This is a genomic window from Pedobacter sp. AC212, from assembly GCF_979258625.1.
This window is the reverse complement of the sequence record NZ_OZ409870.1, coordinates 358448-373910: the sequence shown is the minus strand read 5'-3', so window position 1 is coordinate 373910 and position 15463 is coordinate 358448. Positions and strand designations below refer to the sequence as shown.

17 protein-coding genes are annotated in these 15463 nt (G+C 37.7%); 7 read left to right on the top strand and 10 right to left on the bottom strand.

What is annotated here, in order from left to right:
- Positions 1 to 47 precede the first annotated feature (47 nt).
- The 4 genes from ACZZZC_RS01625 (at position 48) to ACZZZC_RS01610 (ending at position 3839) form a co-directional block, all read left to right on the top strand.
- On the top strand, positions 48 to 779 hold the full coding sequence (locus ACZZZC_RS01625; RefSeq protein ID WP_463484534.1) for a peptidylprolyl isomerase: 732 nt from the start codon (positions 48 to 50) through the stop codon (positions 777 to 779).
- Positions 776 to 1543 (top strand): exodeoxyribonuclease III, encoded by a 768-nt coding sequence (locus tag ACZZZC_RS01620; RefSeq protein ID WP_463486439.1) that lies wholly within the window; start codon positions 776 to 778, stop codon positions 1541 to 1543. Before ACZZZC_RS01625 ends, ACZZZC_RS01620 begins: the two co-directional genes overlap by 4 nt.
- Positions 1544 to 1612: 69 nt before the next feature.
- The gene (gene hutI, locus ACZZZC_RS01615) at positions 1613 to 2854 is read left to right on the top strand and encodes an imidazolonepropionase (protein WP_463486438.1); all 1242 of its coding nucleotides are present in this window, start codon (positions 1613 to 1615) and stop codon (positions 2852 to 2854) included.
- Entirely contained in the window at positions 2832 to 3839 is a 1008-nt protein-coding gene (locus ACZZZC_RS01610; protein ID WP_463484531.1) for a formimidoylglutamase, read from the top strand. Before hutI ends, ACZZZC_RS01610 begins: the two co-directional genes overlap by 23 nt.
- A 150-nt stretch (positions 3840 to 3989) precedes the next feature.
- Here ACZZZC_RS01610 and ACZZZC_RS01605 read toward each other — a convergent pair whose 3' ends face one another.
- From ACZZZC_RS01605 to ACZZZC_RS01560, 10 genes are all read right to left on the bottom strand, one after another.
- Positions 3990 to 4148, bottom strand: coding sequence for a hypothetical protein (locus tag ACZZZC_RS01605; protein ID WP_463484530.1), 159 nt, complete (start codon positions 4146 to 4148; stop codon positions 3990 to 3992).
- A 10-nt stretch (positions 4149 to 4158) separates the two neighbouring features.
- Positions 4159 to 4719: a 5-formyltetrahydrofolate cyclo-ligase gene (locus ACZZZC_RS01600; protein ID WP_463484529.1), complete on the bottom strand. Its 561-nt coding sequence runs from the start codon at positions 4717 to 4719 to the stop codon at positions 4159 to 4161.
- A gap of 325 nt (positions 4720 to 5044) precedes the next feature.
- Positions 5045 to 5605, bottom strand: coding sequence for an elongation factor P (gene efp / locus ACZZZC_RS01595; RefSeq protein WP_056850640.1), 561 nt, complete (start codon positions 5603 to 5605; stop codon positions 5045 to 5047).
- A gap of 129 nt (positions 5606 to 5734) precedes the next feature.
- The gene (gene efp, locus ACZZZC_RS01590; protein WP_463484528.1) at positions 5735 to 6295 is read right to left on the bottom strand and encodes an elongation factor P; all 561 of its coding nucleotides are present in this window, start codon (positions 6293 to 6295) and stop codon (positions 5735 to 5737) included.
- A 590-nt stretch (positions 6296 to 6885) separates the two neighbouring features.
- Positions 6886 to 7500, bottom strand: a complete 615-nt coding sequence (locus tag ACZZZC_RS01585) for an ABC transporter ATP-binding protein (protein WP_463484527.1) — start codon at positions 7498 to 7500, stop codon at positions 6886 to 6888.
- Positions 7501 to 7521: 21 nt separating this feature from the next.
- Positions 7522 to 7983: a GNAT family N-acetyltransferase gene (locus ACZZZC_RS01580; RefSeq protein WP_463484526.1), complete on the bottom strand. Its 462-nt coding sequence runs from the start codon at positions 7981 to 7983 to the stop codon at positions 7522 to 7524.
- A 38-nt stretch (positions 7984 to 8021) separates the two neighbouring features.
- Positions 8022 to 8807, bottom strand: a complete 786-nt coding sequence (gene lpxA, locus ACZZZC_RS01575; RefSeq protein WP_029274294.1) for an acyl-ACP--UDP-N-acetylglucosamine O-acyltransferase — start codon at positions 8805 to 8807, stop codon at positions 8022 to 8024.
- Entirely contained in the window at positions 8807 to 10219 is a 1413-nt protein-coding gene (locus ACZZZC_RS01570) for a bifunctional UDP-3-O-[3-hydroxymyristoyl] N-acetylglucosamine deacetylase/3-hydroxyacyl-ACP dehydratase (protein ID WP_463484525.1), read from the bottom strand. Before ACZZZC_RS01570 ends, lpxA begins: the two co-directional genes overlap by 1 nt.
- Positions 10209 to 11285 carry a UDP-3-O-(3-hydroxymyristoyl)glucosamine N-acyltransferase gene (gene lpxD / locus ACZZZC_RS01565; protein WP_463484524.1) on the bottom strand — a complete coding sequence of 359 codons (1077 nt, stop codon included), beginning with the start codon at positions 11283 to 11285 and terminating at the stop codon, positions 10209 to 10211. Before lpxD ends, ACZZZC_RS01570 begins: the two co-directional genes overlap by 11 nt.
- Before the next feature lie 122 nt (positions 11286 to 11407).
- A complete protein-coding gene (locus ACZZZC_RS01560) occupies positions 11408 to 12631 on the bottom strand; it encodes an HD domain-containing protein (protein WP_463484523.1) in 1224 nt (407 codons plus the stop codon).
- Positions 12632 to 12742: 111 nt separating this feature from the next.
- On the opposite strand from ACZZZC_RS01560, the gene porX reads away from it, so the two are divergent.
- From porX to ACZZZC_RS01545, 3 genes are all read left to right on the top strand, one after another.
- Positions 12743 to 14296, top strand: a complete 1554-nt coding sequence (porX, locus tag ACZZZC_RS01555) for a T9SS response regulator signal transducer PorX (RefSeq protein WP_463484522.1) — start codon at positions 12743 to 12745, stop codon at positions 14294 to 14296.
- A gap of 75 nt (positions 14297 to 14371) precedes the next feature.
- Complete coding sequence (gene tsaE, locus ACZZZC_RS01550; RefSeq protein ID WP_463484521.1) at positions 14372 to 14788, top strand: tRNA (adenosine(37)-N6)-threonylcarbamoyltransferase complex ATPase subunit type 1 TsaE; 417 nt, start codon at positions 14372 to 14374, stop codon at positions 14786 to 14788.
- Between the two features lie 128 nt (positions 14789 to 14916).
- Positions 14917 to 15375: a hypothetical protein gene (locus tag ACZZZC_RS01545; RefSeq protein WP_463486437.1), complete on the top strand. Its 459-nt coding sequence runs from the start codon at positions 14917 to 14919 to the stop codon at positions 15373 to 15375.
- The last annotated feature ends 88 nt before the right edge of the window (positions 15376 to 15463 follow it).

Sequence of the window (15463 nt, the reverse complement as noted above, 5' to 3'; positions counted from 1 at the left end):
TTATTGAAATTCATTTTTTAGTTTAATTTAGCCTCAAACACAAATAAATGAAGAAATTATTATTGTTCGTTTGCGCTTTTTCGATGTTTTCGGCCTTTGCTGCGAAGCCTAAAAATCAATATATCAGAATAAAAACGGAGTTTGGAGAATGCATTGTAAAACTTTATAATGAAACCCCTTTACATCGGGAAAATTTTTTGAAACTTGCAAAAGATGGTTATTACAACGGAACATTATTTCACAGAGTGATAAAGGATTTCATGATTCAGGGTGGTGATCCGGATTCTAAAACTGCTAAACCAGACTCTTTGCTTGGAGAAGGCGGCCCGAAATATACCATTCCAGCCGAATTTAGAGACAGTTTATTTCATAAGAAAGGCGTTCTGGCTGCTGCAAGAGAGGGCGATATGGTTAACCCCAAAAAAGAATCTAGCGGAAGTCAGTTTTATTTAGTGCAAGGCAAGGTTTTTACTGATGAGCAGTTGAATTCTATCGAAGAAAAACGATTGAAGTTTAAATTACCAGAATATCAGAGGCAGGTTTATAAAACCATCGGCGGTACACCGCATTTAGATAGAAACTACACCGTTTACGGCGAAATTGTGGTCGGCTTAGATATGGTGGATAAAATAGCTATGCTACAAACTGATAAAAATAATCGCCCTAAACAAGATGTTAAAATGGATATTAGCATTTTGAAAAAGAGGGAAGCGAAGAAATTGGAAAAACAGCTGTTGCAGGATTCTTTGAAAGATAGAATGATAATAAAACATTCATGAAAATCATCTCTTATAACGTCAACGGAATTCGAGCGGCAAGTACCAAAAACTTCTTCGGCTGGTTGCAAGCTACCAATGCTGATATGGTTTGCCTACAGGAAGTAAAAGCATTGCCTGTACAAATTCCAGAAATTATAGCTTTGATTGAGCAACTTGGTTACCATCACTATTGGTATCCGGCTGAGAAAAAAGGATATAGTGGTGTGGCGATTCTAACCAAAATAAAGCCTAGCCATGTAGAGTATGGATGTGGAGAGGAATGGATTGATAAAGAAGGTCGAATTATAAGAGCTGATTTTGATGATTTTTCCCTAATGAGTTTGTATATGCCATCGGGCTCGAGCGGCGACGAACGGCAAGTAAAAAAATATGATTTCATGCGCTTTTTTGATGGATACATTGGCGAATTGCGGAACCAAATCCCTAATTTAATTGTGAGTGGCGATTATAACATTTGCCATACTTCGATTGATATTCATAATCCAAAATCGAATGCCAATTCATCAGGCTTCTTGCCTGAGGAACGCGAATGGATGCAGTTATTTCTCGAAAATGGTTTCATAGATACTTTCCGTCATTTTAATAAAGATCCGCATCATTACACTTGGTGGAGTTACCGTGCGGGTTCGAGAGGGAAGAATCTGGGTTGGCGCATTGATTATCACCTGGCCACAAAGTCGCTGGAAAATAGGCTGAAAAATGTGAGAATCTTGCCTGATGCCATCCACTCTGATCACTGCCCTGTTTTATTGGAATTAGAATAAATCTGTCGGCCGCAAGTTAGGGCTTATCATCATAAACCTGTAACTTCCAACTTCTAACCAGTCAACCATATGCTCATTACAAACATTAAAGGCCTTGTGGGTTTACATCCGAAAGATAAGTTGGTTCTTCGTGGAAGCGAGATGAGCAATTTGCCTGTTTTGGAGAACGCGTGGCTTTTAATAGAAGATAATTTGATTAAAGATTTTGGTAAGATGAGCGAAATGCCATCTCCCGTCTCTCAATTATCTCCACAACTCTCCGCAAAAGACAAATATGTTTTTCCATCGTGGTGCGATAGTCATACACATATTGTTTTTGCCGCTTCGCGTGAGGAAGAATTCGCATTAAAAATTCAGGGTAGAAGTTATGAAGAAATTGCCGCAGCAGGAGGAGGAATTTTGAACTCTGCCGCTAAACTTCAAAATACTACTGAAGATGAACTATTCAAAAGTGCATCCATAAGGTTGAAACAAATGATTTTACAAGGAACTGGTGCTGTAGAAATTAAAAGTGGTTACGGCTTAACCGTAGAGAGCGAAATTAAAATGCTGCGGGTAATTCAAAGGTTGAAAAGTGTTTTTCCAATTCCTATTAAAGCGACATTTTTGGCTGCTCATGCCTATCCGAATGAATTTAAAGACAATCATCAAGGTTATATTGATTTAATCATCAACGAAATGCTGCCCCAAATTGCCGCAGAAAAACTAGCCGACTATATTGATGTTTTTTGCGAAAGAGGATTTTTCTCTGTCGATGAAACCGAACAAATTTTAGTGGCTGGAGCCAAATACGGATTAAAACCTAAAGTCCATGCTAACCAACTTTCCATTTCGGGTGCTGTCGAAATTGCGGTTAAAAACAATGCCATTTCTGTCGACCATCTCGAAGAAACTAATGAAGAAACAATAGAGAATTTAAAATCATCATCAACCATCGCAACGCTATTGCCATCGTGTTCATTTTACCTGGGGATTCCATTTGCCAATGCTAAAAGTTTAGTTGATGCCGATGTAGCAGTTGCACTGGCCAGTGATTTCAATCCAGGTTCGACACCATCAGGAAATATGAACTTTGTGGTTTCGTTGGGCTGCATAAAATTGAAAATGCAACCGGAGCAGGCTATTAACGCAGCAACTTTAAACGGAGCGGCAGCCATGGAAATAAGTAGCGATTATGGAAGTATTGCTATTGGTAAACGAGCCAATTTTTTCATCACTAAACCGATGCCTTCAATCGCCTACCTGCCTTATAGTTTCGGCGAAACGCAAATAAAAACCATCATTTTAAATGGAGAAATTTATAATGGATAGCCTGAAAATATATTCACAAAGTGATATAGATAAGCTGATTATTTATCGTGACGGTGAAACCAAAATTGGCGAAAAGGTTGAGGTATATCTTGACGGAGAGGAGGATTTTTTTCCGAACGTGGCAATTTCTATTGATGGGTTAGCGAAAAGCAAAGCCAAGTTTGTGCTCTTAGGTATCCCAGAAGATATTGGTGTTAGGGCGAATGCAGGAATTGCAGGTGCCTCCACAACATGGAAGTCAGCGTTGATGGCCTTCTTAAATATCCAAAGCAATCGCTTTTTATCTGGAGAAGATGTTTTGGTGCTCGGGCATTTTGAAATCGAAGAACCCAATGATTTATCAATCATCGGATTGAGGAATAAAGTTGCCGAGATTGATCATTTGGTTTATCCTATCATTGAAAAAATTGTATCTGCCGGAAAAATTCCTATTGTGATTGGTGGTGGACATAACAATGCTTATCCAATTATTAAAGGAACCTCTTTAGCAAAGAATCAAGCGATTGATGTTTTGAATATCGATGCTCATGCCGATCTGCGTAAGCAGGAGGGGAGGCATAGTGGCAACGGATTTACTTATGCTCTGGCAGAAGATTATTTAGCCAATTATTATATGTATGGCCTGCATCAAAACTATAATAATGAGGCGACAGTAAATGAAATTGAAACCAATTTTAAGCTTAACGCGGTTTTTTTTGATGATATTTTGAAAGGCACCGATGATCAAGATTTCATTGCGAAGATTGACTCTGTCGCAGGTTTAGAGATAGATTTAGATTGCATTCAAAACGTGCTTTCCAGTGCGGAAACACCCTCGGGATTTACAGTAAATGAGATTAGGAAATTGATTTTAACCACTAGAACTCATTTTTCCTATATGCATATCAGCGAGGGAGCTACCAGGTTGCTTGATGGCAGAGTTAGTAAATTAACATCGAAACTGATTGCTTATTTGATCAGTGATTTTGTTAAGGCACAAGCCTAACTTGTTCCCGCAGATTTTGAGGTTTCACGCTGATATTATGCAGGTAAAATTCTAAGAAAGGGTTAATCCGACCGTCATTTCGACCGAAGGGGAGAAATCTTTGAAGGGGTTAGGGTCTAAAAAAGTCGATATAATCTTTAGGAGAATATCTTACAAATGCTCTTCCTCGTATTTCTCACCAGCCTTCAACATCAGCTCAATTTGCTTTAAATCATCGGCGGTAAGCTCTTCTTTTTCCTGCAATTCAAATACCGCAATCATGTTCTCTTCATACTGTTTTTCGGTTTTGATAACGATTTCCTGTGCCATGATTAAAAGCTTAAAATTTGATAGTTTCTGTTGGTGTGATGCAAAAATCTAAAGCGATGTCGTGTTCATTCACATCATCAACTTTATCAATTGCAGGCGACAAAGATAGCCCTATTTTTTGAGCATTTATATTTTGAAGAAAACGGTCGTAAAAGCCTTTACCATAGCCTACACGATAACCCTGGCTATCAAAAGCAAGTAATGGGATTAAAACCATATCTACTTCACCATTATGGATCATGCCTTTTTGCGGTTCTAAAATGTTATACAAATTGTTCTTCAAATCATCCACACCCAGGTATTCGTGATTGGTCATTAAAGCGGTTTCAAAATCAGCCTTCGGAACAATGATTTTGATTTCAGGATGATGTTCTGCCAGCCATTCGATGAGCAGAAAAGTATTTGGTTCTCTTTTTTCGATGATGGGTAAAAATATATGCAGCGTTTTCACTGCACTAAAATCCAGCTTAACGAATTGATTTAGCAATCCAATATTTAGCGATTCATATTCCGTATCGCTAATCGCTAATCTATCTTTTAAAGCTTGTTTTCTGATTTCGGATTTTAACATGGCTTCACGTTTAGACAAATATAACAATTAGAAATTTCGGGTGTTTTCGATAAAAAGGAAAGATACACGAGTTGAATTAGCGAACGCTTTAAGATTCCCACCTGCGTGGGAATGACGGATTTGTAAGGAGATAGGATAAAATGTCATGTATGAGATCATATATAAAACACCAACTATGAACCGTCGTCATCCTCAGCTTGACTGGGGATCTTAAAGCAAAAGAAAAACACACATTCAAAATATTTAACTTCTTTTAATCGATGTCTTTTTAAAACAAAAAAGCCCTTGAAAATAAATCCAAGGGCTCGTTTTAAGATTTTATAATTTATTTTACACGCTCTACATACTCACCTGTACGCGTATCAACTTTAATTTTATCGCCTTGGTTTACGAACATAGGTACTTTAACCTCAACGCCATTTTCAAGTGTTGCCGCTTTTAATGCGTTGGTTGAAGTATCGCCTTTAACCGCAGGCTCAGAATAGGTAATTTCGAATTCTGCAAAGTTTGGCAATTGACCCATAATCGCTTCATCGCTTTCCATTGAAACGATAACACTCATGCCTTCTTTTAAAAATTTGATTGCAGAACCAAACAGCGTTTTCTCTACGTTGTATTGCTCGTAAGTGTTATTGTCCATTACTACCAAATAATCGCCATCTTCGTAAAGATATTGATAATCGCTAGTTTCAACACGGCAAATTTCAACAGCCTCGTCTGTACCCATACGAGCCTCAACAATTCTGCCCGATTTAATATTACGGAATTTACCGGTGTAAAAAGCGCCGCCTTTACCTGGTGTACGGTGATTCCATTCGTCAACAGTAACTAACTCGCCATTTACACGTAAGATGTTACCGTTTTTAATTTCTGATGCTTTAGCCATATGATGTGATCCTAATTGGATTTATATTTCAGTTTTTTGTGTCGGCAAAGGTAAAATTATTTTAGTAAAAACCTATAAACGATTAAGTGATAAGGCTTAAGGTTTAAGGAAATTTAGAGCTTAAATTTTCTACTTCACCCGCTCCATGTAGTCGCCTGTTTTGGTGTCTACTTTCACTTTGTCGCCTTGGTTTATAAACAATGGAACCCTTATTTCGGCACCGGTTTCTACTGTAGCATATTTCTGAGCACTCGTAGATGTGTCACCTTTAACGGCTGGCTCTGTGTAGGTGACTTCCAGCTCCACACTGTTCGGCAATTGCGCAACAATCGGCTCGTCACTTTCAAAAGCGATGGTGACATTCATACCTTCTTTCAAAAATTTAATTGAGCTTCCGAAAAGTAATTTTGGGATGTTATACTGCTCAAAAGTATTATTATCCATTACTACAAGATAATCGCCATCTTCATATAAATACTGATAATCATTGGTTTCAACACGGCAAATGGTCACTTCTTCATCGGTACGGAAACGGTATTCAACAATTTTTCCGGTTTTAACGTTGCGCATGCGAGCTTGATAAAACGCCCTTAAATTGCCTGGCGTACGATGAATATATTCTTCTACACTTGTTAACTCACCGTTAAAACGAAGCACGTTTCCGCTTTTTACTTCTGATGCCTTTGCCATTATATGTTATGATTTTTTCGAGCATCAAAGTTAAATAAACGATTATTGATTGGAAAGCAAAACCTGTAATAATCGGTTGCGGTAGTCCCGCTTTTACTTCAATCTTTTTTGTAAGAATAAACCTAGTAGGTTTATCAAAAAAGTATTGTCGTGCAATCGGGTTTAGAGAACTTCAATTTTTACAAGAAACAAAAGCTTACTCCTGTAATGCGCCATTTCCGTCATTGCGAAGTACGAAGCAATATGTTGACGGAGAGATTGCTTCGTGCCTCACAGTGACGATTTTTTCGATAAAAAAACTTCCGTATAAAAGAAATGCCTTTGGGAACCACTCCAAAGGCATAATCAACCTAAACCTCAAACTAAACTATGAAAAAATTTTTCGCTTTTTAAAGCCTTATATTTTGTTTCCGTTAAACGGACAATATGATCGTTTTCCTGAAAGAGATAAATAAAAAATTTCTTTCTCTTTTTGGTGGTGCAAAGGTAAGAACTATTTATCAATTAAAAAATATTTTTATTAAAATTAATTTATAATACAAAATGATGACAAAAGAAGTGTTTTCTTCTAAATGAGTTGCGGGTGTATACTATTTAAAATCAGTTATTTGAATCTGTTTTGTGCAGAAATCGTATTCTTGAATTTGGTTTGAACCAATTATTGTTAACCTGTCTTTTGTGAATTTTTCAATCAATTCTCGATACCAACTTATCCCCTGAACGTCTAAATTACTCGTGGGCTCATCCAAAAATAATATTGGCGAGTTAGAGCAGCAGGCCAAAGCCAGTTTAGTTCGTTGTTTCATTCCCGATGAAAAGTACTTAATTTCTTTGTTAGCTGATTTTTCTAAACCCAAGATGGAAATCAAAGATTTAGCATCAACGCCGGCCGCGAAATTCTTAAACTTGAAATGAAAATTAATTATTTCTTTCAAAGTAAAGGTTTCTACCAGTTCTAAATAAGGTGCAGCTAAACTAATGTGTTTGTAAATATCTTCTATGGCAATTTCTTTATCATCAGAAAATGAGAGTGTTCCCTCCGATGGTGTTAAACTTCCAGTTATAACACTCAATAAAGTAGATTTCCCTGAACCGTTGGGGCCTAAAATAGCATAACTGTTGCCAGTGCTGAATTCGGTGCTGAGATTTCTAAAAATCCATTCCTTATTAAACCTTCTGCCAACATTATTTAAAACGATTTTCATTAAGCGTTTGGCGATTAGTGATTAAACATTTAGCGATTTGGCCATGCAAACACTATTGTCTACACCAATATACTGACCATAGTTCGGTGTAATCTTGTAGCCGCTTTTCTGGTATAAAGCAATGGCTTCTGGTTGCTTTTTGCCAGTTTCTAAAACCGTTCGACTAAAGCCTAATTCTGCAGCCCAATTTTCCAGTTCAGATAAAACTTTGGCTGCAATACCTTGCTTTCTGTAATCAGGATGAACAAACATGCATTTGACTTCGGCTGCTGTTCCAGAGAAAAGTTTTATTGCGCCGCAAGCAACTGTGATTTCGTTTTCAAAAGCAATAACAACTTCCTTAATCGCATCTACTTTATTAAATTGAGCATAAAAAGCATGTTCATCACCATCTCTAACCGCTAAATCTTTATCTAACAAAATAACCAGTTGTCGAAAATCAGGATTGTCTGAATTGGTTCTGATTAGTGTTAAATTGCTCATGAATAATTGCTTTAAGCTTTGGTCTTTCTGCTCGAGGCTTAGCTGCCCATTCCGAAACCTTTCATTACACCACGGTTAGAATTGCGAATGAAATCTACAATTTCATCACGAATTTCTGTTGGTTTGAATTCGGCCTCGATCATATCTAAAGCCTTGGTTACGTTATTATGTTTTACAAAAAGAACACGGTAAATTTCCTGAATTTCATCTATCTGTTCGTTGGTAAAACCTCTTCTGCGCAAACCAACAGAGTTAATACCAGCATAAGAAAGTGGCTCCCGGGCAGCCTTAACATATGGAGGAACATCTTTACGAACCAACGATCCGCCAGTTACAAATGCGTAAGAACCCACTTTAACAAATTGGTGAATAGCCACCAAGCCAGCAAGAACAACATTGTTTCCAATGGTAATGTGCCCGGCCAGAGTCGTGCTGTTTGAGAAAATACAATTATTGCCTACCTCGCAATCATGTGCGATGTGCGAATAAGCCTGGATTAAACAGTTGCTGCCAATGGTTGTTTTCCATTTGTCTTTTGTGCCCCGGTTTATGGTTACGCACTCCCGAATGGTGGTATTATCACCAATTTCGGCGGTAGTAACCTCACCGGCGAATTTCAAATCCTGCGGTTCGCCAGAAATTACTGCTCCTGGAAAAATACGGCAGTTTTTGCCAATACGGGCACCGTCCATAATCGTTACGTTCGAGCCAATCCAGGTTCCTTCTCCAATAACAACGTCTTTATGTATCACTACAAAAGGTTCAATTACCACATTTTCGGCAATTTTGGCTTGAGGATGTATGTATGCTAAAGGTTGTATCATTATTGGGTTGGTTCTGCTTGTTTAACTTTTGAAATTTGAGCCATCATCTCGGCTTCTACAACGATTTTTTCGCCAACCATACCAACACCTTTCATCTGAGCAATACCTCTTCTGATCGGTTCAAGCAAGTCGCAGCGGAAAATTATCGTATCGCCTGGAAGAACCTGAGCTCTGAAGCGAACGTTATCGATTTTTAAAAAATAGGTAAGGTAATTACTCGGGTCTGGAACGGTACTTAAAACTAAAATACCACCCACTTGTGCCATCGCCTCAATTTGAATTACACCAGGAAATACAGGTGCGCCAGGGAAATGCCCTTTAAAAAACTCTTCATTCATGGTTACGTTTTTAACGCCCACAACATGGTTTTTAGAAAGCTCCAGAATTTTATCTACAAATAAAAATGGCTGCCGATGAGGCAAAATTTCCATAATCTGTACAACATCGTACAATGGCTTAGCACTTGGATCGTACACTTTCTGAATTTTTTTATTCTTTTCCTTTTTAATAGCGGCTTTTATTTTTTTGGCAAAAGCAACGTTAGCGGCATGGCCCGGACGAGCTGCCATAATATGGCCTTTTAGGTGCATACCAACTAAAGCTAAATCGCCAATCATATCTAATAATTTGTGACGGGCAGGCTCGTTTTGATAGCGCAACTCCATATTATTCAAAATACCTTGCGGAGCCACATCAATATCAGCACGGTTAAAAAGTTTAGCTAAATGGCTTAATTCGTCTTTAGTAACTTCTTTATCCACAATAACTATAGCGTTATTTAAATCTCCACCTTTAATTAAGTTGTGAGAAAGCTGATACTCTAATTCATGTAAGAAACAGAAGGTACGGCAAGAAGCAATTTCTTTTTTAAACTCGGCAATGGTGTTGATTCCAGCGTGTTGGCTGCCCAAAACCGGCGAGTTATAATCAATCATACAAGTAAAGCGGTAGTCATCTAGAGGCATAGCCACGATTTCTACTTTTCTATCTTCTTCTGTATAGGTGATGTTATGAGGAATGGTAAAATATTCACGATCGGCATTTTGTTCAACCAGCCCAACTTGTTCCAATAAATCAATAAACTGAATGGAGCTGCCATCCATAATCGGGGTTTCCGGACCATCAAGTTTAATTAAAACGTTATCTAAGTCCATTCCTACAAGCGAGGCCATTACATGTTCAACAGTACTCACGCTTGCACCATTTTGTGTAATAGTTGTTCCACGAGAAGTATCGGTTACATTATCTGCATCTGCATCAATAATCGGTTGTCCATCTAAATCAATACGTTGAAATTTGAAGCCATGATTTTCAGGCGCAGGGCAAAAAGTAAGGGTAACATTAGCGCCTGTGTGTAAACCAACACCTGCGGCTGATATTTCTTGTTTAATCGTCTTTTGTCTAACGTTCATTGTGTATTGTATTCTTTTCCAATTCGGCGGTAAGCCTTTCCAATTCTTTTTCTAGAGCGTTTATTCTTTTTTCCACATCGGGTAGATGCTTAAAAATTACCGAGGCACGCATCCAGTTGCGCAAGGGTTGCGCCGGACTACCATGCCATTGTTTATTTTCTTCGGTGATGTTGAAATTAATTCCGGCCTGTGCACCAATTTGGGTGCCCTTAGCTAAAGTTAAATGCCCTGCAATACCAACCTGACCGCCAACAACACTGTTGGGGCCGATTTTCGTGCTTCCGGATATACCAGATTGAGCGGCTAAAACCGTGTTTTCGCCAATTTCAACATTGTGGGCAATCTGAATTAGGTTGTCGATTTTCGCACCTTTTTTTACAATAGTCGAACCCATTGTAGCACGATCTACAGTTGTATTTGCACCGATTTCGACATCATCTTCTATAATAACATTTCCAATTTGAGGAATCTTATTGTACGTTCCGTCTTTCTGCGGAGCGAAGCCAAAACCATCACTTCCAATTACGGTATTGGAATGAATAATTACACGATCGCCAACAATTGAGTTGTGATAAATTTTTACACCGGGGAAAAAAGTGCTGTTTTCGCCAACTTTGGAATTTGCTCCAACAAATGTTTGTGCATTTAATCTGCTTCCATCGCCTATTACCACATTTTCGGCAACATAGGCAAAGGCATCAATAAAAACATTTTTGCCAATTTTAGCTGTTGGATGTACAAAAGCTAACTTATCAATACCAGATTGAGCAGCTTGTGCGTTTACCGCTTCGTTGTATTTATCCAATAAAACCGTAAATGAACTATATGGATTATCAACACGAATTAATGTGCTGGTATAGGGTTGTGTAGGGGCGAAATCCTTTGATACGATCACTACCGAAGCCTGCGTGGAATACAGGAAGTTTTCATACTTCGGGTTAGAAAGGAAAGACAAGGAGCCTTCTTTACCATCTTCTATTTTAGAAAGTTCGGTAACAGCTGCATCGGGGTTACCATCGATGGAACCGTTTAAAAACTCGCTTATCTGCTTTGCAGTAAATTGCATCGTACAAAGGTATATGTTAAATTGATATGAACAAAAAAACCTATCAAGGTTAAACCGTGTATATTTTACACAATAGTAAGACTTAAAACGGCAGTAAAAGTTAAATATTTTGTTAATTAATCTTAAATCCCTCTTGGGTAGCAGAGAATATATTTCTCTACTGTTTTCTGTAAGGATTCCAGGTTCGATAAATCCGAAGCTTTGGCAATATCAACAATATCGTTATTTTTCATTAAAATCTTGATGTTTCCAACCCCGGCATTGTAAGCCCGGTTTTGTATCGCATCGGTAAACACGAAATATCTCGCTTCTTCAGGCTTAATTCCAAGTAAAGCAACGGTAGCGTCTTTCAAGAAATTAACGCGATCTACAGGTGCCCTTTCATTGCTCATTTCTACTTTATATAAATTTCTTGAGGTAAGCATCTGGCAAAGCGTTGATAGTATTTTATCAGGATGTTTTACCCAAACCTTCACTGCCGCATATATATCCTGATCATCCAGATTAGTGAAATGCTCGAGATTTTCATGTTGCGAAAAAAAGTTAGTTTCGCTGATATCGTGATCGAAAAAATATTTTAATGAAGGCGCTGCAAATAAATCTTCGCCTGTGGCGGATAATTCCTTTGCCCGTTCCAGTAATTTCACCAGAATCATCTCCCCGGCGATAACCGTTTTGTGCAAATAAACCTGCCAATACATTAAACGGCGAGCAATCAGAAATTTTTCAATTGAATAAATTCCTTTTTCTTCGATCACCAAATCATCATCAAATACATTAAACATTTTGATAATCCGATCGAAACTGATTACCCCTTCACTCACACCGGTAAAAAAGCTATCGCGGTTCAGGTAATCCATCCTGTCTAAATCCAGCTGTCCGGAAATCAATTGATGAAGAAATCGTTTCGGGTAAGTGCCGTTGAATACCTCTATTGCATGTGTTAGTTTGCCGCCAAAATGATCATTCAAATCATGCATCAGCTTTGCTGAAATATCTTCGTGCTTAATGCCCGTAACCAGCGAGTGTTCCAGGGCATGCGAAAATGGTCCGTGCCCAATATCGTGTAGTAAAATAGCCAGTATAGCCGCTTCTTCTTCGCCCTCGGTTATTGTATGGCCTTTACTTCTTAAAACTTCGATAGCCAAACCCATGAGGTGCATGGCGCCCAAAGCATGATGAAAACGGGTATGTAAAGCACCTGGATATACCAAATGCGTCATTCCTAGTTGTTTTATGTAACGTAAACGCTGGAAATAGGGATGCGAAATGACATCGTAAACCAGTTCTGAGGGAATGTTGATGAAACCGTAAACCGGATCGTTTATTATTTTCTTCTTATTCAATCGTTAAAAATAGTTAAATAGATAGATACGGTACAAAAATTGCTATTTTTATTTATAGATTGATTTACCCGCCAAAATAAAAAGGCAATACGTACCTATTTTTACAAAAACATGCAAGAAACTAAAATATTGTGGGCCGATGACGAAATCGACCTGTTAAAACCTCATATACTTTTATTAAATGATAAAGGTTACGCAGTAACCACTTTTACCAATGGTAACGATGCGCTCGAAGCTTTCGGTAAAACCCATTTCGACCTTGTTTTTTTAGATGAAAATATGCCCGGAATGAGTGGCATTGAAACCCTTTCTGCCATCAAAAATCTAAATCCGGATGTGCCTGTTGTACTCATCACCAAAAGTGAAGAAGAAAACTTGATGGAGGATGCAATTGGAAGTAAAATTGATGATTATTTAATTAAACCGGTGAACCCAAAACAGGTTTTATTAACGATTAAAAAGCTGATTGATAACAAACGTTTAGTAAGCGAAAAAACATCAATGGCTTACCAGCAGGATTTTCGCCGTTTGGGGATGACGCTTGGCGATAGATTGAATTATGAAGAGTGGGTAGATGTTTACAAAAAGATAGTTTTTTGGGAACTGGAGCTGGAGAAGCTTGACGACCCGCAGATGCATGAGATTTTAACCATGCAGAAACAGGAAGCAAATACTCAGTTTACCAAATTTATTGAAGAAAACTATCTCGACTGGATTAAAAACAAAGATCAGGCGCCGTTACTTTCTAATGAATTGCTGAAGAAAAAAGCTTTCCCACATATTAATGATACCACGCCAGTATTTTTTATTCTGATCGATAATTTGCGTTATGATCAATGGAAAATTATTAACCCATTAATTTCTGAATATTTTAGAATTGATGAGGAAGATATGTACACCAGTATTTTGCCAACAGCAACCCAATATGCCCGTAATGCAATTTTTTCTGGTTTGATGCCTTTAGATATGGAAAAACGTTTCCCACAGCTTTGGCAAAATGATGATGATGAAGGTGGCAAAAATATGCATGAAGAGACTTTCCTGGCCGACAACATCAAGCGTAGCTTAAGAAAGGATTGCAAATTTAGTTACAATAAAATTTTAACATTTGAGCAAGGGAAAGATTTGGTTGAGCAAACCAATAACTTGCTTCAGAATGATTTCAATGCAATTGTTTTCAACTTTGTTGATATGTTAAGTCACGCCCGTACCGACATGCAGATGATCCGTGAATTGGCAAACGACGATGCCGCTTATCGTTCGCTAACCTTATCTTGGTTTGAGCATTCTCCACTTTGGGATTTGTTAAAGAAAATTTCACAGAAACAAGTGAAAGTAATCATCACCACCGATCATGGAACCATTCGCGTTAAAAAACCGGTTAAGGTTATTGGCGACAGGGCAACGAACACAAATTTAAGGTACAAACAAGGGAGAAACCTGAATTTTAATGCTAAAGAGGTTTTTCTAATTAAAAACCCTCATGATGCTTTGTTGCCAAAAATCAACATTAGCAGCAGTTATATTTTTGCCCGCGAGGACAGCTATTTTGTTTACCCGAATAACTATAACCAGTTTGTAAATTACTATAATGAAACTTTCCAGCATGGAGGAATTTCATTGGAAGAAATGATTATCCCGGTGGTAACGTATTCGCCGAGATAATATCCAAATCCTAAAGCGGAACAAGAAGGCAAAAGTAATGCATTTATGTATTACTTTTGCCTTTATTAATTTAAAATGGAGATAGCAATTAATGGTTTATCAGATTTGCCTCAGGTAGCGCAACAACTTTTAGAATTTTCTAAGGGGGAAAAAATTTTCATTTTCGATGGAGAAATGGGCGCAGGCAAAACCACTTTTATTAAAACTTTTTGCAAAACGTTAGGCATAGAGGATGTGGTCTCGAGCCCAACTTATTCTATCGTAAATGAATATGAAAGTCCTAACGGTTCGGTATTTCATTTTGATTTTTATCGCATCAAAGATATTCAGGAAGCATACGATTTAGGCTACGAAGAGTACTTTTATGGTGGAGGCATTTGTTTGATTGAATGGCCTGAAAGAGTAGCCGAGTTATTGCCAGATCATCTTGTAAAAGTTGAGATAGCTATTGTCGACGAGAATCGGAGAGTATTCAGTTTCAGTAAGGTATAATTCACTAATGTAATCTTACAACTTATTGCTATATTCATTTAAAAAAGCAATATGAAAAATCTCGCCTTATCCTCGTGTGTATCAGTTTTGTCTATAACGGGTTTTCACAAAATTTACAGTGTGATTCTTTGAAAAAGAAAAATGATCAGCTCGCTGAAAGCATTAAAGCGCTGTCTAAAGAGAACGAATATTTTCGAAAGTCTTTAAATATTTTAACTCCTGTTAAAAGTGTTGAGCAAGGTGGCCTAACCTTTAACTTCACTAAATGTGAAGGCAACATAAAAGAGCAAACTATGACAGTCACTTGTTTTATAATCAACCACAAGGCTAACAGTGAATTCCAATTTGAAAAAGTTAGTTTAACAGATATTCAGGGTAATAATTTTTCAACCTTCGACGTTAAAATTGGCGATGCGAATTCGAGAAATATGCTATATACTGAAACTCCTTTAGAAACGAAAATTATTATCAAGAACGTATTGCCCTCCACGCAAATGATAAAATTGATTGGGCTAAGTTATTATAGAACGGGGCTATTTGAGAAAGGTACCTTTATCTTTAATGATGTTGCTGTAGTGTGGAAATAACAATTTGGAGTGTTCTTACTTTTAAGAGACTGATATTTATTACATTTTCCGTACCTTGAACAACCTAAAACTAACATATTTTTAAGCA